At 66.9% G+C, this 19,598-nt stretch carries 16 protein-coding genes; 8 read left to right on the forward strand and 8 right to left on the reverse strand.

Features of this window, described 5'->3' with window-relative positions; all coding sequences use genetic code 11:
- From ACV22V_RS27865 to ACV22V_RS27895, 7 genes are all read left to right on the forward strand, one after another.
- Window positions 1–3,139: YadA family autotransporter adhesin (locus tag ACV22V_RS27865; protein WP_448016100.1), on the forward strand; the 3,139-nt coding region annotated here is incomplete at its 5' end.
- Between the two features lie 123 nt (window positions 3,140–3,262).
- Window positions 3,263–3,937 (forward strand): OmpA family protein, encoded by a 675-nt coding sequence (locus ACV22V_RS27870; protein ID WP_448016101.1) that lies wholly within the window; start codon window positions 3,263–3,265, stop codon window positions 3,935–3,937.
- A 399-nt stretch (window positions 3,938–4,336) separates the two neighbouring features.
- Window positions 4,337–5,482, forward strand: a complete 1,146-nt coding sequence (locus tag ACV22V_RS27875; protein WP_448016102.1) for a DUF2827 domain-containing protein — start codon at window positions 4,337–4,339, stop codon at window positions 5,480–5,482.
- A 14-nt stretch (window positions 5,483–5,496) separates the two neighbouring features.
- Entirely contained in the window at window positions 5,497–6,651 is a 1,155-nt protein-coding gene (locus tag ACV22V_RS27880; RefSeq protein ID WP_448016103.1) for a DUF2827 domain-containing protein, read from the forward strand.
- 25 nt (window positions 6,652–6,676) lie between these two features.
- Entirely contained in the window at window positions 6,677–7,141 is a 465-nt protein-coding gene (locus tag ACV22V_RS27885) for a DUF4019 domain-containing protein (RefSeq protein ID WP_448016104.1), read from the forward strand.
- A 28-nt stretch (window positions 7,142–7,169) separates the two neighbouring features.
- Window positions 7,170–8,306, forward strand: a complete 1,137-nt coding sequence (locus tag ACV22V_RS27890) for a DUF2827 family protein (RefSeq protein WP_448016105.1) — start codon at window positions 7,170–7,172, stop codon at window positions 8,304–8,306.
- 224 nt (window positions 8,307–8,530) lie between these two features.
- Window positions 8,531–8,857 (forward strand): hypothetical protein, encoded by a 327-nt coding sequence (locus ACV22V_RS27895; RefSeq protein WP_448016106.1) that lies wholly within the window; start codon window positions 8,531–8,533, stop codon window positions 8,855–8,857.
- 42 nt (window positions 8,858–8,899) lie between these two features.
- Here the strand turns inward: ACV22V_RS27895 and ACV22V_RS27900 are convergent, their stop codons facing one another.
- From ACV22V_RS27900 to ACV22V_RS27930, 7 genes are all read right to left on the reverse strand, one after another.
- Complete coding sequence (locus ACV22V_RS27900; RefSeq protein ID WP_448016107.1) at window positions 8,900–9,343, reverse strand: hypothetical protein; 444 nt, start codon at window positions 9,341–9,343, stop codon at window positions 8,900–8,902.
- A gap of 62 nt (window positions 9,344–9,405) precedes the next feature.
- Entirely contained in the window at window positions 9,406–10,209 is an 804-nt protein-coding gene (locus ACV22V_RS27905) for an EAL domain-containing protein (protein WP_223960840.1), read from the reverse strand.
- 751 nt (window positions 10,210–10,960) lie between these two features.
- On the reverse strand, window positions 10,961–12,103 hold the full coding sequence (locus ACV22V_RS27910) for a DUF2827 domain-containing protein (RefSeq protein ID WP_059697627.1): 1,143 nt from the start codon (window positions 12,101–12,103) through the stop codon (window positions 10,961–10,963).
- 246 nt (window positions 12,104–12,349) lie between these two features.
- Window positions 12,350–14,350: an acetyl-CoA carboxylase biotin carboxylase subunit gene (locus ACV22V_RS27915; RefSeq protein ID WP_059691605.1), complete on the reverse strand. Its 2,001-nt coding sequence runs from the start codon at window positions 14,348–14,350 to the stop codon at window positions 12,350–12,352.
- Window positions 14,351–14,386: 36 nt separating this feature from the next.
- On the reverse strand, window positions 14,387–15,172 hold the full coding sequence (locus tag ACV22V_RS27920; RefSeq protein WP_448016108.1) for an enoyl-CoA hydratase/isomerase family protein: 786 nt from the start codon (window positions 15,170–15,172) through the stop codon (window positions 14,387–14,389).
- A 19-nt stretch (window positions 15,173–15,191) separates the two neighbouring features.
- The gene (locus ACV22V_RS27925) at window positions 15,192–16,799 is read right to left on the reverse strand and encodes a carboxyl transferase domain-containing protein (RefSeq protein ID WP_059532490.1); all 1,608 of its coding nucleotides are present in this window, start codon (window positions 16,797–16,799) and stop codon (window positions 15,192–15,194) included.
- A gap of 31 nt (window positions 16,800–16,830) precedes the next feature.
- A complete protein-coding gene (locus ACV22V_RS27930; protein WP_059532493.1) occupies window positions 16,831–18,012 on the reverse strand; it encodes an isovaleryl-CoA dehydrogenase in 1,182 nt (393 codons plus the stop codon).
- Window positions 18,013–18,183: 171 nt separating this feature from the next.
- Here ACV22V_RS27930 and ACV22V_RS27935 point away from each other — a divergent pair, with 171 nt between their 5' ends.
- Window positions 18,184–18,930 carry a TetR/AcrR family transcriptional regulator gene (locus ACV22V_RS27935; RefSeq protein ID WP_448016109.1) on the forward strand — a complete coding sequence of 249 codons (747 nt, stop codon included), beginning with the start codon at window positions 18,184–18,186 and terminating at the stop codon, window positions 18,928–18,930.
- Window positions 18,931–19,003: 73 nt separating this feature from the next.
- On the opposite strand, the gene ACV22V_RS27940 is transcribed toward ACV22V_RS27935, so the two are convergent.
- Window positions 19,004–19,492 (reverse strand): MarR family winged helix-turn-helix transcriptional regulator, encoded by a 489-nt coding sequence (locus ACV22V_RS27940; RefSeq protein ID WP_059532660.1) that lies wholly within the window; start codon window positions 19,490–19,492, stop codon window positions 19,004–19,006.
- Window positions 19,493–19,598 lie beyond the last annotated feature (106 nt).

Below are 19,598 nucleotides of genomic sequence, written 5' to 3' on the forward strand. Positions count from 1 at the left end.
GGGCATCAACTCGCTGTCCACGGGCCTCAGCTCGACCAACAGCTCTGTGGCTTCGCTTTCGACCTCCACGTCGACCGGTCTCTCGTCGGCAACCAGCTCGATTTCGTCGCTCTCGACCTCGACCTCGACGGGTATCAATTCGCTGTCCACGGGCCTCAGCTCGACCGATAGCACGGTGGCTTCGCTGTCGACTTCCACGTCGACCGGTCTCTCGTCGGCAACCAGCTCGATCAGCTCGTTGTCCACCTCGACCTCGACCGGGATCAACTCGCTGTCGACCGGCCTCAGCTCGACCGATAGCTCGGTCGCTTCGCTGTCGACCTCCACGTCGACCGGTCTGTCGTCGGCAACCAGCTCGATCAGCTCTCTGTCCACCTCGACTTCGACCGGCCTCTCGTCGGCCAATAGCTCGATCAGCTCGCTGTCCACTTCGACTTCGACTGGCATCAACTCGCTGTCGACCGGCCTCAGCTCGACCGATAGCTCGGTCGCTTCGCTCTCGACTTCGACGTCGACCGGTCTGTCGTCGGCAACCAGCTCGATCAGCTCCCTGTCCACCTCGACTTCGACCGGCCTCTCGTCGGCCAATAGCTCGATCAGCTCGCTCTCGACGTCGACCTCGACCGGCATCAACTCGCTGTCCACGGGCCTCAGCTCGACCGATAGCACGGTGGCTTCGCTCTCGACCTCCACGTCGACGGGTCTGTCGTCGGCGACCAGCTCGATCAGCTCGCTCTCGACGTCGACCTCGACGGGCATCAACTCGCTGTCAACCGGTTTGAGCTCGACCAACAGCTCGGTCACTTCGCTGTCGACCTCCACGTCGACCGGCCTCTCGTCGGCGAATAGCTCGATTTCGTCGCTCTCGACCTCGACCTCGACCGGCATCAACTCGTTGTCCACGGGCCTGAGCTCGACCAACAGCTCGGTGGCGTCGCTCTCGACCTCCACGTCGACGGGCCTCTCGTCGGCAACCAGCTCGATCAGCTCGCTCTCGACGTCGACCTCGACCGGTATCAACTCGTTGTCCACGGGCCTCAGCTCGACCAACAGCTCGGTGGCTTCGCTGTCGACCTCCACGTCGACCGGCCTGTCCTCGGCAACCAGCTCGATCAGCTCGCTCTCGACGTCGACCTCGACCGGCATCAACTCGCTGTCCACCGGCCTCAGCTCGACCAACAGCACGATCACGTCGTTGTCCACCTCGGCCTCGACCGGCATCAGCTCGCTGTCCACCGGCCTGAGCTCGACCAACAGCACGATCACGTCGCTGTCCACGTCGACTTCGACCGGCATCAGCTCGCTGTCCACCGGCCTGAGCTCGACCGACAGCACGGTCACGTCACTGTCGACTTCGACCTCGACCGGCCTCAGCTCGCTGTCGACCAGCCTGAGCTCCACCAACAGCACGGTGCTGTCGCTGTCGACCTCGACTTCGACCGGCCTCAGCTCGGCAACCAGCTCGATCACGTCGCTGTCCACCTCGACGTCGACCGCGATCGAAGCCGCGAAGACGCACTACTACAGCGTCAACGACAACGGCACGCAGCAAGGCAACTACGCCAACAACGGCGCGACGGGCGTCAACTCGCTCGCCGCCGGCGTGAACGCCAGCGCGGCGGGCGCCAGCAGCGTCGCGGTCGGCGACGGCTCGAACGCACAGTCGACCGGCGCGGTCGCCATCGGCCAGAACGCATCGGCCACCGGCGGCAAGGCGGTGTCGATCGGCTCCGGCAACACCGCGAGCGGCGACGGCGCGGTCGCGATCGGCGACCCGAGCATCGCAACGGGCACCGGCGCGGTGGCGATGGGCGCGAACGACACGGCGACCGGCACCGGCGCAGTGGCGCTCGGCAACGCGAACACGGCAACCGGCAACAGCGCGCTCGCCCTCGGCAGCTCGAACCAGGCCACCGCAGACAACACGATCGCGCTCGGCAACAAGGCGGTCGCGAGTGCGACCGGCGCCCAAGCCTACGGCTCGGGTGCGTCGGCCACCGCCGCGGATGCACTCGCCTTCGGCACGAACGCGCAGGCCAATGTCGCCAACTCGATCGCCATGGGCGCGAACTCGACCACGGGCAACGCCGTCGGCGTATCGAGCGTCACGGTCGGCGGCATTACGTACCCGGTCTACGGCACCTCGCCGGTGGGCGTCTTCAGCGTCGGCGCCCCCGGTGCGGAACGCCAGATCACGAACGTCGCGGCAGGCCAGGTCTCGGCCACCAGCACAGACGCGATCAACGGCAGCCAGCTCAACGCGACGAACCAGGCGGTCAACAGCCTGTCGACGTCGACCGCGTCGAACATCTCGTCGCTGTCGACCGGCATCGGTTCGCTGTCGACGGGCCTCAGCTCGACGAACAGCAATCTCACGTCGCTGTCCACGTCGACCTCGACGGCGATCAGCTCGCTGTCGACGGGCCTCAGCTCGACGAACAGCAACCTGACGTCGCTGTCCACGTCGACCTCGACCGGCATCGGCTCGCTGTCGACCGGTTTGAGCACGACGAACAGCACGGTGGCCTCGCTGTCGACCGGCGTGACGAACCTCGGCGATCAGGTGAACCAGTTGTCGAACACGATCAACAACAACACGACGCGCACGTTGAACAACACCGCCGTCGCGGCCGACATGACCGGCACCGGCTCCGACCGGCCGACGGTCACCGCCGGCTCGAACTCGGTGGCGATCGGCGCGAATTCGACCGACGGCGGCCGTTCGAACGTGGTGTCGGTCGGCAGCGACACGCAGCAGCGCCAGATCACGAACGTCGCGCCGGGCACGCAAGGCACGGACGCGGTGAACGTGAACCAGCTGACGCAGGTGCAGACGACGCTGTCGACGGCACTGTCGGGCCAGCAGGCGCAGATCAACTCGCTGGGTTCGCAACTGCAGCAGACCGACCAGATGGCGAAGCAGGGTATCGCGGCCGTCGGCGCGATGGCGTCGATCCCGCAGCTCGATCGCGACGCCAATTTCGGGATGGGTGTCGGCACCGCGTCGTTCCTGGGTCAGAAGGCGATGGCGGTCAACATGCAGGCGCGCATCACGGAGAACCTGAAGGCGTCGATCAACGGCGGCTTCAGCGGCGGTCAGAAAGTGATCGGCGCCGGCATGCTGTACCAGTGGAAGTAACGCGTCGCGCCGCCACGCCGCCGGCTCACGAGCCGGACGGCGGCGGGCGGCCCCGACGGCAGGACGAGCCCGCCGCGCAATGCGTGGCGGGCTTCAGTCAACCCAAGCATTGAGGACGTAATCGTGAACAAACTCGCTCTTGCGCTCGCACTTTCCGCAACGGCCCTCGCCGCGTGCTCGACCGCATCCGGCCCGACCTTCAGCGCATCCGAACTGCAGCCGCGCGACGGCGTGCGCACCTTCCAGGTGGATTGCCACGGCCTGCTGTCGGGCCCGCAGACCTGCATGAAGGCCGCCCGCAAGATCTGCGGCGACCAGCCGGTGCGCACGGTCGACTCGGCCCGTGCGGTGCGCGACGGCTCGGATCCCGCGACGCTCGTATTCCAGTGCGGTGCCGCGCCGGCCGCGGCAGCGTCGGCCGCCGAGCCGGCGCCGGCCCCCGCGCCCGCGGCGGTCGAACATGTGAACCTCGCGGGCGACGCGCTGTTCGCGACGGGCCTGGCCACGCTCACGCCGGCCGCGCGCGCATCGCTCGACAAGCTGCTGAGCGAACGCGAAGACCGCACGTACACGCAGGTGACGGTCACCGGCCATACGGATTCGGTCGGCAGCAACGCCGCCAATCTCGCGCTGTCGAAGCGCCGCGCGGAAACCGTCGCAAGCTACCTGAAGGCGCACGGGCTGAAAGCGCAGTCCGTGTCGGTCACGGGCCGCGGCAGCGCCGATCCGGTCGCGTCCAACGCGACGGCCGAAGGCCGCGCGAGCAACCGCCGCGTCGAGATCTCGCTGCAGCGCTGAGCAGCCGGCCGTCGCGGCCCGGGCGCCCTCGCGCCTGCGCACGACGGCCCTCACCGGCAGGGCGCGGTTGCCCCGCCGGCACCCTGCTGCCCCCGTCGACCCCGCTTCGCCGGGGCCCCGGCTCCCGTGCCGGCGGCTATGTCAAAGTTCGTCAGCCCCCTCCACAAAACGGCGCCTTCCGTGCCACAATCGCCGCAGACAGCTGCCGGAGCGTTCCGACCGCGTCGCGCGCCGTGCCAGACCCGCCCGACGACACCCCGGAATCCTGCGGCCGCCTCGCGATCCGCGCCGCTCGACGCACATTCCAGTGCGTGCCGGCGCGAACGCGACCACGACAATCCACGGCGCGCCGTTTCGCGGCCACGGCCGAACGCACGACGCCGCAGAGGAAACCAACCGGTGACGGACATCAATCAAGCCGCCTCGGGCGGCACCCGCAAGCAACGGCCGGCCGTCGGCATCTCGCTGTTTGCGCGGGACGGCCAGGCGATCTGGGAAAACGGGATTCACCAGAACATCGCGTACCTCGCGATGATGCTCAAGCGCTCCGATCGCGTCGGCCCCGTCTATTTCCTGAACGGCGGCGACGCCAACGCACTGCCGACCGGCCTCGAACTCGACGGCCTCGACGTGCCGCTCGTGAAGCCCACCGACGTCACGCACGAACTCGACGTCGTGATCGAAATGGGCGCGCAGTTGCCGACCGAATGGATGCGGCACGTGAAGGCGCTCGGCACGAAGCTCGTCGCGTGCTATGTCGGCCATACCTACAGCGGTCTCGCCGAAACCCCGATCTTCGGCAAACCGTCGGGACACGTCTTCAACGGCACGCAGTTCGACGAAGTGTGGGTGCTCGAGAAGTCGCAGAAGATCGACGTGCCGCTGTTGCGCACGCTCACGCGCGCGCCGGTCTTCACGATTCCGCATCTGTGGTCGCCGTACTTCCTCGATCGCCGCATCGCCGCGCTGGCGAGCGAAGGCCTGACGTTCGGGTATCGGCCCGGCCGCCGTCCCTGGAATCTCGCCACGCTCGAGCCGAACATCTCGGTCGTGAAGTCCTGCCACTACCCGATGCTCGCGTGCGACGAGTTCTACCGCGCACATCCGGACGCGGTGCGGCATCTGTTCGTCGTCAACTCGATGCAGATGAAGGCGCATCCGACGTTCGTGCACTTCGCGAACAGCCTCGACCTCGTGCGCCAGCAAAAGGCGACGTTCGAGCCGCGCATCGACCTGCCTGGCTTCATGGCGCGCCACGCGGACGCCGTCGTGTCCCACCACTGGGAAAACGCGCAGAACTATCTGTACTACGACGTGCTGTACGGCGGCTATCCGCTGATCCACAACTCGACGCTGCTCGGCGACGCCGGCTACTACTATCCGGATTTCGATTCCGCCGGCGGTGGCCAGGCGCTGCGCGATGCATGGCTGCATCACGACGAGCGGCTCGACGACTATCGCGCGAAAGCCGGCCGGCTGCTGCAGTCGGTCTCGATCGACAACCCCGCGAACCTGGACGCGTTCGTCGCGCGTCTGGTCGCCTGAACCGGAGCATACGCATGTCGGACTCCAAAGCCCGTCAAGCGCCCGGCGAGGGCAAGCGTCTCGTCGTCGGCGTGTCGCTGTTCGTACGCGGCGCCGGCCAGTCGCTGTGGGAAAACGGCATCTTCCAGAACTGCCTGCTGCTGATCCTGCTGCTGCGCCAGTCGCCGCTCGTCGCGGAAGCCGTGATGGTGAACGGCGGCGAACAGGTCGCCGATCCGCAGATGATGCTCGGCGAGTGGGACGTGCCGCTGCTGTCAATGGACGAAGCGCTCGAGCGCTGCGACGTGCTGATCGAAATGAGCGCGCAGTTCGGCGCCGACTACCTGCGCGCGTTCCGCGACCGCGGCGGCAAGGTCGTCACGATGCGGGTCGGCAACGACTACGTGATCGACATCGAGCGCGCGATGTTCGACAAGCCGTCGGGCTTCCTGTTCTCGGGCGCGCCGTACGACGCGGTGTGGACGATTCCCGAATTCGAGCGCTCGTGCCTGCACTATTACCAGACGGGCCTGCGCGCGCCGGTGACGATCGTCCCGCACATCTGGCATCCGATGCTGTTCGACAAGGCGCGTGCAACGCTCGGCGCCGGTTTGTCGTTCGGCTATCAGCCCGGCAAGCCGCGCTGGCGCGTGACGATGTTCGAGCCGAACATCTGCATGGTGAAGACGAGCATCATCCCGATGCTGGTCACGGAAGAGGCGTACCGCGCGAATCCGAAGTTCCTCGAGTTCGTGCGCGTGTGCAATACGCTGCACCTGAAGGAACATGCGACCTTCGTTCACTTCGCGAAGAGCCTCGACATCGTCAACCACGGCATCACGACGTTCGAAAGCCGCTATGCGGTGTACGAGTTCATGGCCGCGTACGGCGACGCGGTGGTGTCGCACACGTGGGAAAACGCGCAGAACTACCTGTACTACGAACTGTTGTATGGCGACTATCCGTTGATCCACAACTCGCCGTTCCTCGGCAAGGCCGGGTATTTCTATCCAGACTTCGATTGCCAGGCCGGCGGCCGTGCGCTGCTGCAGGCGTTCGCCGAGCACGATGCGAACCTCGACGCGTACCGCGAGCAATCGAAGCACGTGCTCGACTCGGTCAGCATCTACAACCCCGACAACGTCGCCGCATATTCCGACGCGATTGCGTCGCTCTATCGCGACGCATGACGCGCCGCCTGCTCCGGGCCTCAACATGAACGCACACCCGCCCCTCGCCCGCACGAAATGGCTGATCGGCTGCGCCATCGCGTCGATCGCGATCGGTGCGCACGCGCAAGCCGGCGGCGAATCGGCCGACGCGCTGCTGCGCGATGCCGATGCGGTCTTCAAACAGCTCGACGCCGGCCAGTACGGCATGGTGTGGAACGACTCCGCCGCGTTCGTGAAGGCGCGCATCAAGCAGGACCAGTTCGCTCTGGACATGCAGCGCGCGCGCCAGTCGGTCGGCATGGTCAGCCATCGCGGCTGGGCGCAGATCACGCGCATTCGCTACACGAATTCATCGTCGATGCCCGACGGGCTCTATGCGAACATCGACTATGCAACGACGCTCACGACCGGGACGACCGTGTACGAAAAGCTGAGCTTTCGCCTCGACGACAGCCGCTGGCACCTGACGGGCTACGTGCCGCGCCAGTCGCAGAACGACACGCCTTGAACCGCGCACCGTCCACCCGGAGCCGCCGATGAAAATCAATGTCGCGATTACGATGAACGTTCAGCGCGACGCGACGCAGTCGATCTGGTACAACGGCGCGAACCAGCATTGCGTGTACCTGTACATGCTGCTGAAACGCTCGCCGCTGATCGGCGAAGTGTGGCTCGCGCACGACGATGGCATCACCGACTACCCGCAGGCGCTGATGATGGACGCGTTCGGCGACGCGCTGCGGCCGCTGTCGTCGATCGTCCACCAGACCGACCTGCTGATCGAGATGAACGCGTTCATCGATCCGTCGCACACGGACGCGGTGCGCCAGCGCGGCGGCAAGTGCGTGTCGTACCGCTTCGGCAACGACTACGTGATCGCGGTCGAGACGATCAACTTCGAGAAGAACAACTGGCGGCCGAACCCGAACCGCGTGCAATTCGACGAGATCTGGACCAATCCGCAGCACATGCACACGTGCGCGGCCTACTTCCAGGCCGTGTATCGCGCGCCGGTAATCGAGCTGCCGCACATCTGGTCGCCGTACTTCATCGAACGCAGCCTCGACGCCGATCCCGAACTGAAGGCGCGCTTCGGCTATCGCAATCACGGCCCGGCCAAGCGCATCGCGTTCTTCGAACCGAACCTGAACGTCGTGAAGAGTTCGATCGTGCCGATGCTGGCCGCGAATGCGTGCTACGTCGCGCACCCGGAGGTCGTCGAGCACGTGTACATGACCAACACGTTCGACAAGAAGGAAAACGTCGCCTTCAAGCATCTCGCGCTCGGGCTCGAGATGGTGCGCGACGGCAAGGCGACGGCCGACGTGCGCGCGCCGTTCGTCGCGTGGGCCGCGCATCACACCGACATCGTCGTGTCGCACCACTGGGAAAACGGCCTGAACTACCTGCTGTACGACGCGCTGTACGGCAACTACCCGCTCGTGCACAACTCGCCGTTCCTGCGCGACGTCGGCTATTACTACCCGGACTTCGAGATCTTCGACGCGGCGCGCGCGATCGCAACCGCCGCGCAAACGCACGACGCGCGGCTTGACGATTACGCCGCGGCGGCCCGCCGCTGTCTGCAGCAGGTCGACACGCTCGCCGACCACAACGTTCGCGCGTATTCCGAGCAGATCCAGCGCCTGTTCGCCGGGCGCGCGCTGGGCTGAGCACATCCGTCCACCAGCCGTTCATGAGCACACCGCCCGCAACTTCGTCGTGGTCGATTCGATCCACGGCCCGTTCGTCATCGACCGGCACAGCACGCAGCAGGCCGACGCGCTGATCAAGACCCGACGCGCTGCGTGGCCGTGTCGAACTCGCGCGCTCGGCGCTGCTGCTGCGTGCCGGCCGGCGCGACGAAGCCGCGCGCGCGACCCTCGCCAGCGAGAACGTGCTGACCGCCGCGCAGTTCGAGCCGGCGGATCTGCCGATCACGTTCCCGCATCGCGCGATCGGCGATTTCAGCGATCTGGCCGCGCTGATGCTCGCGATGGATGCCGTGGTCACCACCTGCACCGCGCACATCCATCTGGCCGGCGCGTTGGGCGTGCCGGCGGTCCTGCTGCTGAGCCCGAAAGCCGATGCGCGCTGGGAAACCGGGTCGCGTACCGCGCTGTATCCGGGCATCCGGATCGTGCGCGCCGCGCATTCGGGCCAATGGGACGATGCGGTCGATCGCGCGCTGGCGCTCGTGCTCGGCGGATTCGGAAAAGACTGACGGGGTGCTTGCCGGGCGCCGCACGCCCGCGATCGGCGAACGTCAGGCGCGGTGCGCGAGCGGGCGCCAGGGCGGCACCCGGTCGCCGCCGCGCGTGGCGAACAGGCGACCGTGCCGGCGTCCGATCCGCGCCAGCCCCGCGAAACAGCGGAGCGCGGCACGGCTGACCTGGCCGGAGTGCCGCGCGAGGCTGCCGGATACGCCGCACGCAATCACCGAATCGTCGCCGCAGGCGCCCGCAAACACGCCGGCATAGTAGTGCCGCGCCGCGAGTTCGCGGCCGTCGGCGTCGAGCGGCTTCATCCGGCGAATACGATACGCAACGGCCTTCAGGCCATCGAGATACGGTGCGACGTCGAGCGGCGCATCGGTCGATTCGGCGCCGAGCTGCCACAGCATGTCGGCCAGTTCGGCGATCGCGACGAGTTCGCGCGCATCGACCGCCTGCGTGCCCGTTCCGTGCCCGGCCTTCTTCGTCGCCGCCATACCCACGCCCCTTTGCAATCCTTCGTTGCCCGATGCCGGCGCGCCGCGCCCGCGCCGCGGCGTCATGCGGCGGCCGGCGACCGCCATGTAAAGCGGATGCCCTGCGCCCAGGCGACGCCGGAATCCAGGATGATCTGCCGGTCGATCTCGTTCTCCACGCCTTCGACGACGACGTGCCGCGCGCTTTCATGCGCGAACGCGATCAGCCGGCGAAACTGGTAGCGCCCGATCGCGTTGCGCTTGATCAGCGACAGGACGGACCTGTCGAGCTTCACGATATCGGGGTTGCCGACCACCAGGTTGTTCAGCGCGCTGAAGCCGACGCCGAAGTCGTCGATCGCGACGCGGCACCCGGCCTGGCGAAACCGGTTCACGAACGACCGGCCCGCGACGGGATTCAGCGGCCCCGTCTCGGTAATCTCGACGACCAGCCGCGCCGCGACCGACGGCTCGCGCTCGAGCCGCCTGAAAATGGCCACCCACGCGTCGTCCACCACCGCGCTCATCGCCGCGACGTTGCAGCCGTATACGGCGTTCGGATCGGCGCGCAGCGCGTCGATCGTCCGACTCACCACGAGGCGGTCGAACCAGCGCATCAGCCCGAGCGATTCGAGACGCGGCAGGAACGCAAGCGGCGGCAATGCATCGCGCGATCCCCAGCGCAGCCGCGCGAGACATTCGTGATACAGCACGCCGCCCGACAGGTCGGCGCGGCAGACCGGCTCGCGCGCGAATCCGAGCCGGCTTTCGACGAAACTGCGTACCGACGCAAGGTCGGGGTGATCGTCAGGCGCGCCGAACACGAGATCGATCTCGTCCCGATTCGCAACGCTGTTCGCCTCCAGGCGAGGTTCGACCGCATTCATCCGGCGCTCCGGCAAATGTCGGACCGCCGATGACGGCCCGCGCTCTCGATACATATGGCGCGAGCCGACCACGACACGCGCCACCGCCTACCCGGCCCATCCTCTTGTTTTGATCTTTTCCGGGAGCGTACTTTTTATTTCAGCGCGCCGTCAAACCCGATATTGTCAACGATATTCAAATACAGGAAATACACCACGCGGGCACGTCGACAACAGTGCGGCAGATTACACAAAATCACCCGAAAAGCGCCAATCGATATCGTTCATTTTGATCCGCCCGAACATCGCTCGGCGAATCGATTTACTGCACGACTCGTTTCAAAAATCGGACGTTCGATATTTTTGTATGACAAATAACCGCCAGCGAAAACTGCCCGGGCTCGATACCCGGATTTCGCCACAGCCGCCCGCATCGTGCGCCGCCGATGACCCGACACGGCATATTCGGTCTCGACAGAATTGAATTCCGTCGTTTCAAACGATATTGACGATGACCGAATATTAATCATACAAGTCAGAGGCGATAATATTCGCCCGAATTATATGATCGTCGTCGATTGAAAGATGTTTAACAATCTTTCCGACTTGTTAACCTCTAAAATAATTTCTGACGGACTTCCCTCGGAGCCGTCAAATTCGTGCCTTCAAAACCGTCGAATCTTCCCCGGTTCGACGGTTTCTTTTTTAATGGCACCATTTCTTCAGACATTAACCGGAGACAATCCGCACGACGGCTTGCGGCACGCGCAACTCACGCCGCCGTCGCGCCGATCAGGTTCGCGAGCAGCGCATCGTATTCGGCGACGAGCGCGGGGTTCGCCGACGTATAGCGGCCAAGGATCTCGCGCTGGCGCCGCGTGTACCCTTCCCAGTCGTCGTCGTGCGTGTGCAGCGCGTGCAGCAACGCCTCCGCGCCCTTCTGCACGTCATTGTCCGGGTAGTAGTAACCGAGATCGGGCGCGAGGCTCGCGTTGTGCACGAGCGGATAGCCCTGCCAGCACACGTCGAAATAGAAGTAGTTGAGCGGGTTCGACCATTGGTGCGACACCACGATGTCGGTCAGGTCGGCCAGGAACAGCGGCGTGTCGAAGCGACCGACGAAGCTCGCCTTGCCGGCGCGCACGATGTCCAGGTAGTTCATCAGCATCACGAACTCCGGGCTGTCGTGCGCGAGACGGTCGGCGTTCGTCACGTGCGCGAAGCAGATCGCATCGGGGTCGCGGCGATACGCTTCGTCGATGATCAGCATCGGGTACACGCAGAACTTCACGACGTTGTGGTTCGGCTCCATCACCGTGAGCCGCTTGCCCGGCTCGCTGCGCGGGCGGTACTCGCCGTGCCCGGGCAGCGATGCCGCTCGCGCGTCGAGGAACATCGGATCCCACACGAACGGCACGACGCGCCCCGGGCAGCGGCGCAGCGACTGCAGGAACGGCAGCGACGACGGCGCGATCTGCGGAATCGCCCACACCTCGTCGTAGCCGCGGTTGATGAACAGCGAATCCCAAAGCCGGCGGCCGAACAGCATCGATTCCATCGCGTTGATGTACTCGACGCCGCAGCAGTAGCTGACGATCTTCGCGCCGCGCGCCTTCAGGTAGGCCGTCTGCGCGGCGTCGATCTGCCCGCCGAGCTCGATCACCACGTCGAGCGCATCCTTCATGTCCGCGAACGCGCGCGTGTCGTACACGGTGCGATCCCACGGCAGCGCGTCGGTCAGCGGCACGTCGGTCGTGTTGACCAGCGTCACGCGGTAGCCGTGCGGCGACGCCATCAGCAGCTTCGCGAGAAACAGCGCGTTCTGCTTGATACCGTTGATCCACAGGCTTTCGTCGGGGGCGCGCAGACCGATCGTGATACCGATGCGCAGGCCGTTCAGGACAGGAGACGTCATCGTCGGCGGGATGGGAGGTTGAATGGTCGCAGTGTAGCGCGCGGCACGCGGCCGCGCGAGCAATCCGCCAGTCTAGCGGAGCACCGGCCGCCAGACTGTCATGCATGGTCATACGCGGTGCCAAGGGCGCCGGTTGGCGACCGGGCGCACCGCAAGGCATGCCATGCGCGCCGCCGGCGCCAGATGCGACAAGGCCGGCGTCGCGCCGCGAGGCGCCACGCCGGCCCGTGCGTGACGCACGCCCCGTCAGCCTTCCGCCATCATCAGCAACTGCGCGCCATCCGCGACCTGGTCGCCGACGCCGTACAGCACTTCGGCGACGACGCCCGCGCCCGGCGCGCCGATCGTGTGCTCCATCTTCATCGCTTCCATCACGATCAGCGGCGTGCCGGCCTCGACCTTCTGGCCCGGCTCGACCAGCACCGCGATCACTTTGCCGGGCATCGGCGCGGTCAGGCGGCCGCCGCCATGCTCGGCATCGCCCGCGTGCGCGAGCACGTTGCGCCATTCGAACGTCTCGGCGACACCCTGCGTGAACACGTGGAAACTGTCGCCGTCCGCATACACGCGGCCGCTGCTGCGCACGCCGTCGAGCGTTACGTCGAAGTCGAGCGGCGTGGCGCCGCGTGCCCATGCGAACGGCTGCGCGGCCGCGTCGCCGGTGGCGATGCGCGTGCTGCCGCCGTCGTCCAGGTAGGTGACCGTCACGTCCGCTTCGCGTTCGGGCGCATGCCATTCGAGCGTGCGGCGATAGCCGCCGTTCAGCCGCCAGTCCGGCAGCGCGCGCCACGGCGACGCGCCGTCCCGTGCGGCCGCATCGCGCTCGCGCGCGAGCAGCGCCGCGCAGGCCAGCGCGAGCGTCGCGCGCGGCGGCTGTTGCGGCGCGAACAGCGCAGCATGGTTGCGCTCGATCAGGCCCGTGTCGAGATCGGCGATCGCGAACGGCGCGCAAGTGACGATCCGCTGCAGGAACGCGGCGTTCGTGTGCAGGCCGACCACCTCGCATGCCCGCAGCGCGCGCAGCATCCGCCCGAGCGCTTCCGCGCGGTCCGCGCCGTGCACGATCAGCTTCGCGATCATCGGATCGTAGAACGGCGTGATCGCATCGCCTTCGCGCACGCCGCTGTCGACGCGCACCGGCGCGCCGATCGCGAATTCGACGCCTTCCGGCAGCCGCAAGTGCTTCAGCGTACCGGTGGACGGCAGGAAGCCGCGCGCCGGATTCTCCGCGTAGAGACGCGCCTCGATCGCGTGGCCCTGCACGCGCAGCTCGTCCTGCTGCAGCGGCAGCGGCTCGCCCGCTGCGACGCGCAGTTGCCATTCGACGAGATCGAGCCCCGTGACCATCTCGGTGACCGGATGCTCGACCTGCAGGCGCGTGTTCATTTCCATGAAGTAGAACGCGTCGCCCGTCATGATGAATTCGACGGTGCCCGCGCCGACGTAATTCACCGCACGCGCGGCCGCGACCGCCGCCTCGCCCATCGCCTGGCGCACGTCTTCATGCAGCCCCGGCGCCGGCGCTTCCTCGAGCACTTTCTGGTGACGGCGCTGCACCGAGCAGTCGCGGTCGAACAGGTAGACGGTGTTGCCGTGCGTGTCGCCGAACACCTGCACTTCGACGTGACGCGGGCGCGTCAGGTATTTCTCGATCAGCACGCGATCGTTGCCGAAGCTGCTTGCGGCCTCGCGCTGGCACGACGCGAGCGCCGCCGGAAAGTCCTCGGAGCGCTCGACCACGCGCATGCCCTTGCCGCCGCCGCCCGCGCTCGCCTTCAGCAGCACCGGGTAGCCGATCTCGTCGGCTTCGCGATGCAGGTTGGCCGCGTCCTGGTCGTCGCCGTGGTAGCCGGGCACGAGCGGCACCGCGGCCGCGTGCATCAGTGCCTTCGCGGCGGCCTTCGAGCCCATCGCCGCGATCGCGTCGACCGGCGGCCCGATGAACGCGATGCCGGCCGCTTCGCACGCGTGCGCGAAATCCTCGTTCTCGGACAGGAAACCGTAGCCCGGGTGGATGGCCTGCGCGCCGGTCGCGCGCGCGGCCTCGATGATGCGCTCGATGCGCAGGTAGCTGTCCGCGGCCGCCGAGCCGCCGATGTGCACGGCCTCGTCGCACGCGGCGACGTGCTTCGCGTTCGCGTCCGCGTCGGAATAGACGGCGACGCTCGCGATCCCGAGACGTTTGCACGTCGCGGCGACGCGGCAGGCGATTTCGCCGCGGTTGGCGATCAGAATCTTGTCGAACATGGCTTCGGTGTCGTCCGGAAAGTTAGGGGCACGCCGTCATTCACGCCACGAGGGCGTGCGTTTCTCGAGGAAGGACGCGATCCCTTCGCGCGCTTCCGCGCCGGCGCGGGTCCGCGCGATCCAGTCGGCGGTCTGCTCGATCAGCGTCGCGTCGAGCGGCCGGCCGGCCACGTCGGCGACGAGCCGCTTGCATGCCCGCACCGCGTCGGGGCCGTTCGCGGCGAGCGTCGCGGCCAGCTTCGCGACCGTTTCGTCGAGCGCCTCGGCCGGCACGGCATCGTGAATGAAGCCGAGCGACGCGGCGCGCGCGCTGTCGAACACTTCGGCCGTCGTGAAGTAGCGACGCGCCGCGCGCTCGCCCATCGCGCGCACGACGTACGGCGCGATCGTTGCCGGAATCAGCCCGAGCCGCGCTTCGGACAGGCAGAACTTCGCGCCGTCGGCGGCGATCGCGATGTCGGCCGCCGCGACGAGGCCCACGCCGCCCGCATACGCGTCGCCGTGCACGCGCGCGATCACCGGCTTGCCGCAGCGATGGATCGCCTCGAGCATCCGCGCGAGCTTGCGCGCGTCGGCGCGGTTCTCGTCGTCCGAGTAACCGGCCATCTTCTTCATCCAGTTCAGGTCCGCGCCCGCGCAGAACGCGGCGCCTTCCGCCGCGAGCACGACCGCGCGCACGCCGGCGTGTGCATCGAGCCACTCGAACGCGGTGGTCAGCTCGGCGATCGTCGTCTCGTTGAACGCGTTGCGCACGTCGGGCCGCGCGAGCGTGACGGTCGCCACGCGGCCGGCTTCGCTTACCTTGATCGTTTCGTATCGCATCGGTCAGCCCTCCCGGCCGTTACATGCGGAACACGCCGAAGCGCGTGTCGTCGATCGGCGCGTTCATCGACGCGGCGAGGCCGAGACCCAGCACGTCGCGCGTCTGCGCGGGGTCGATCACGCCGTCGTCCCACAGCCGCGCGCTCGCGTAATACGGATGCCCCTGGCGCTCGTATTGGTCGCGGATCGGCTGCTTGAAGGCATCCTCGTCCTCGGCCGACCACGTGCCGCCCTTCGCCTCGATGCCGTCGCGGCGCACGGTCGCGAGCACCGAAGCGGCCTGCTCGCCGCCCATCACCGAGATCCGCGCATTCGGCCACATCCACAGGAAACGCGGGCCGAACGCGCGGCCGCACATCCCGTAGTTGCCGGCTCCGAACGAGCCGCCGATGATCACCGTGAACTTCGGCACCTTCGCGTTCGACACGGCCGTCACCATCTTCGCGCCATGGCGCGCGATGCCTTCGTTCTCGTACTTGCGGCCGACCATGAAGCCCGTGATGTTCTGCAGGAACACGAGCGGAATCTTGCGCTGGCAGCACAGCTCGATGAAATGCGCGCCCTTCACGGCCGATTCGGAGAACAGGATGCCGTTGTTCGCGACGATCCCGACCGGATGGCCCCAGATGTGCGCGAAGCCCGTGACGAGCGTCGTGCCGAAGCGTGCCTTGAATTCATCGAACTCCGAATCGTCGACGATGCGCGCGATCACCTCGCGCACGTCGAACGGCTTGCGCGTGTCGACCGGAATCACGCCGTACAGGCTCTTCGCGTCGTAGCGCGGCGGCTTCGGCTCGCGCACCGCCACCGGCGACGCGATCTTCGGCGCGAGATGACCGACGATGCTGCGCGCGATCGACAGCGCATGCGCGTCGTTCTGCGCGAGATGGTCGGCCACGCCCGACAGGCGCGTGTGCACGTCGCCGCCGCCGAGATCCTCGGCGCTCACTTCCTCGCCGGTCGCGGCCTTCACGAGCGGCGGGCCGCCGAGGAAAATCGTGCCCTGGTTCTTCACGATGATCGACTCGTCGCTCATCGCCGGCACATACGCACCGCCCGCCGTGCACGAGCCCATCACGACCGCGATCTGCGCGATTCCCGCGGCGGACATCGTGGCCTGGTTGAAGAAGATGCGCCCGAAGTGGTCGCGATCGGGAAACACGTCGTCCTGGTTCGGCAGGTTCGCGCCGCCCGAATCGACGAGGTACACGCACGGCAGCCGGTTTTCCGCGGCGATTTCCTGCGCGCGCACGTGCTTCTTCACGGTCATCGGGTAGTAGGTGCCGCCCTTGACCGTCGCGTCGTTGCATACGATCACGCACTCGCGGCCCGCGATCCGGCCGATCCCGGTGATCACGCCCGCGCCCGGCGCGTCGTCGTTGTACATGCCGTTCGCCGCGAGCTGCGACAGCTCGAGGAACGGCGCACCCGGATCGAGCAGCTGCGCGATGCGGTCGCGCGGCAGCAGCTTGCCGCGCGACAGGTGCTTGTCGCGCGCGGCCTGGCCGCCGCCTTGCGCGAGCTGTTCGATCTTCGCGCGCAGGTCGGCGACGACCGCCTCCAGCGCCGCGGCGTTCGCGCGGAAGTCTTCCGAACGCGGGTTCAGTTTCGATTCGATGATCGGCATCGACGGGGCTCCGTTCGCGTGACGTGGGGCGTTACATCGTTTCCGCGAACAGCTCGCGGCCGATCAGCATGCGGCGGATCTCGCTCGTGCCGGCGCCGATCTCGTACAGCTTCGCATCTCGCCACAGACGGCCGACCGGATATTCGTTGATGTAGCCGTTGCCGCCGAGGATCTGGATCGCCTCGCCGGCCATCCACGTCGCCTTCTCGGCCGTGTAGAGGATCACGCCCGCGCAGTCCTTGCGCACCTGGCGAATGTGGTCGCTGCCGGCCGAATCGAGATGGCGGCCGACCGCGTACAGGTACGCGCGGCACGCCTGGAACGTGGTGTACATGTCGGCGACCTTGCCCTGGATCAGCTGGAATTCGCCGATCGACTGGCCGAACTGCTTGCGGTCGTGGATATACGGCACCACCGCGTCGAGACACGCGGCCATGATGCCCGTCGGGCCGCCCGACAGCACCGCGCGTTCGTAGTCGAGGCCGCTCATCAGCACCTTCACGCCGCCGTTGAGCTGGCCGAGGATGTTCTCTTCCGGCACCTCGACGTCCTGGAACACGAGCTCGCCCGTGTGCGACCCGCGCATGCCGAGCTTGTCGAGCTTCTGCGCGACCGAGAAGCCCTTCATCCCCTTCTCGACGATGAACGCGGTGATGCCGCGCGGGCCGGCGTCGATGTCCGTCTTCGCGTAGACAACGAGCGTGTCGCAGTCGGGGCCGTTGGTGATCCACATCTTCGTGCCGTTGAGCACGTAGCGGTCGCCGCGCTTGTCCGCGCGCAGCTTCATGCTGACGACGTCGGAGCCCGCGTTCGGCTCGCTCATCGCGAGCGCGCCGATGTGTTCGCCCGACACGAGCTTCGGCAGATATTTCTGCTTCTGCGCGTCGGTGCCGTTGCGGTGGATCTGGTTCACGCACAGGTTCGAGTGCGCGCCGTACGACAGGCCGATCGACGCCGATGCGCGCGAGATCTCTTCCATCGCGACCATGTGCGCGGTGTAGCCCATGTTCGCGCCGCCGTATTCCTCGGCCACCGTCATGCCGAGCACGCCGAGATCGCCGAACTTCTTCCACAGATCCATCGGAAACTGGTCGGTGCGGTCGACTTCCGCCGCGCGCGGCGTGATTTCCTTTGCCGCGAACGTCGCGACGGCGTCGCGCAGCATCTCGATGTCTTCACCGAGCATGAATTGCACACCGGGCAGGTTGATCATGTCTCCTCCGTCTCCAGAAAGTGGGTCGCACGCGCCGATTTCTGAGTTTCGCTCAAATCGGATCAATGCGTCGATTCATTAAGCCAATGCAGCGTAAATTTTGCACAGTTTCGCGCCTCGTCCAGCTTGCCGTCAATAGTTTTTTGAGTGACACTCAGATATCATGGCGGCATGACAGCCGCTACCGCCGACACCATGACCGCCACCGCCAAAGCCGACCGCCCCGAGCCGTCGCGCGCACCCGCCGGGCGCAAGTCCCAGCAACGCGTGCAGGACATCCTGCGCGCCGGTCGTGAAGTGTTCGCCGAAAAGGGTTACGAGCATGCGACGGCCGCCGAGATCGCGCAGCGCGTCGGCGTATCGGAGGCGACGGTGTTCAGCTACTTCCGCGGCAAGCGCGAGCTGTGCGCGCGCGTGATCGCCGACTGGTATGACGAAATCATTGCCGCGTTCGAAGTCGGGATGCCGCAGGAAGCGTCGGTGCAGCAGCAGTTCGCGTTCATCGTGCGCACGCACCTGCGGCTGATGCTCGTGAACGGCACGGGGCTGTGCGCGCTGGTGCTGTCGGAGGGGCGGGCGAAGCAGCATGCGTTGAGCGACGAGCTCACCGCGCTGCAGCGCCGCTACACGGCGCCGCTGATGGACGTGCTCGCGCGCGGCCAGGCGGCCGGGCAGGTGCGCAGCGACATGCCGCTGAGCCTGCTGCGCTCGATGGTGTTCGGGCCGATCGAGCACGTGCTGTGGGATGCGATCCTCGGGCACCGCAAGCTCGATACGGAAACGACGGCCACGCAGCTCATCGACATGCTGTGGGCGGCCGTGCAGCCGCCCGCGCCGGAGCAGGCGGCGCTGGTGCGCTTCAGGAACGAAGTCGCGGAAGCGGTCCGGCGGCTGGAAGGGGAAGCGTCACGCCCGTGACACCGAGGGGGCGGCGCTGAGCGGCCTGCCGCCGCGTTGCCGCATCGCCCCCCCGTCGCGGGGCATTCAATCGCTACGACTCCTCGCCGACCCGCAGCGGCGCACGGCTCTGCTCGTTGTTCAAGTGAACGAACTTGCGCAACAGGCGCATCAGTTCCCGCGAATCGTCCTCCCCCATGCCGTCGAACAGGCCGGCGCGCAGCTCCTGCACCGACGGAATCAGGTGCGTGAGCAGTTCGACGCCCGCGGGCGTCAGCAGCAAGCGCCGCTGACGCCGCGGCAACACTTCGCGGACGATCAATCCTTTCGCTTCGAGCCGGACCGCGAGATCCGCGGTCGTCGACGTGTCGAGCGCCACCCGCTGCGCGAGCGTGACCTGATCGAGCCCCGGACACTCATAAAGCATCCGCAGGACCGCGTACTGCACCGGCGTCACGTCCCGGCCCAGCTTCTCGTAGAACATCGCAACCGCGATCTGGTGCGCGCGCCGGATCAGATGCCCGGGTTCGTCGTACAGGTCGAGCGGGAAAGCCGGCGCGTCGGCGGGATTCGTTTTTTCCATGAATGAGTCGATGACATAGGCGGCGCACGCCGTTGCGTGCGCCGACGGCATGGCGCTGCGTCGCGCCATTTCCCGGGAAAACCAGTATACCGCTCGCCTTGCCCTG

The sequence above is a fragment of the Burkholderia sp. AW33-5 genome (genome assembly GCF_053427615.1).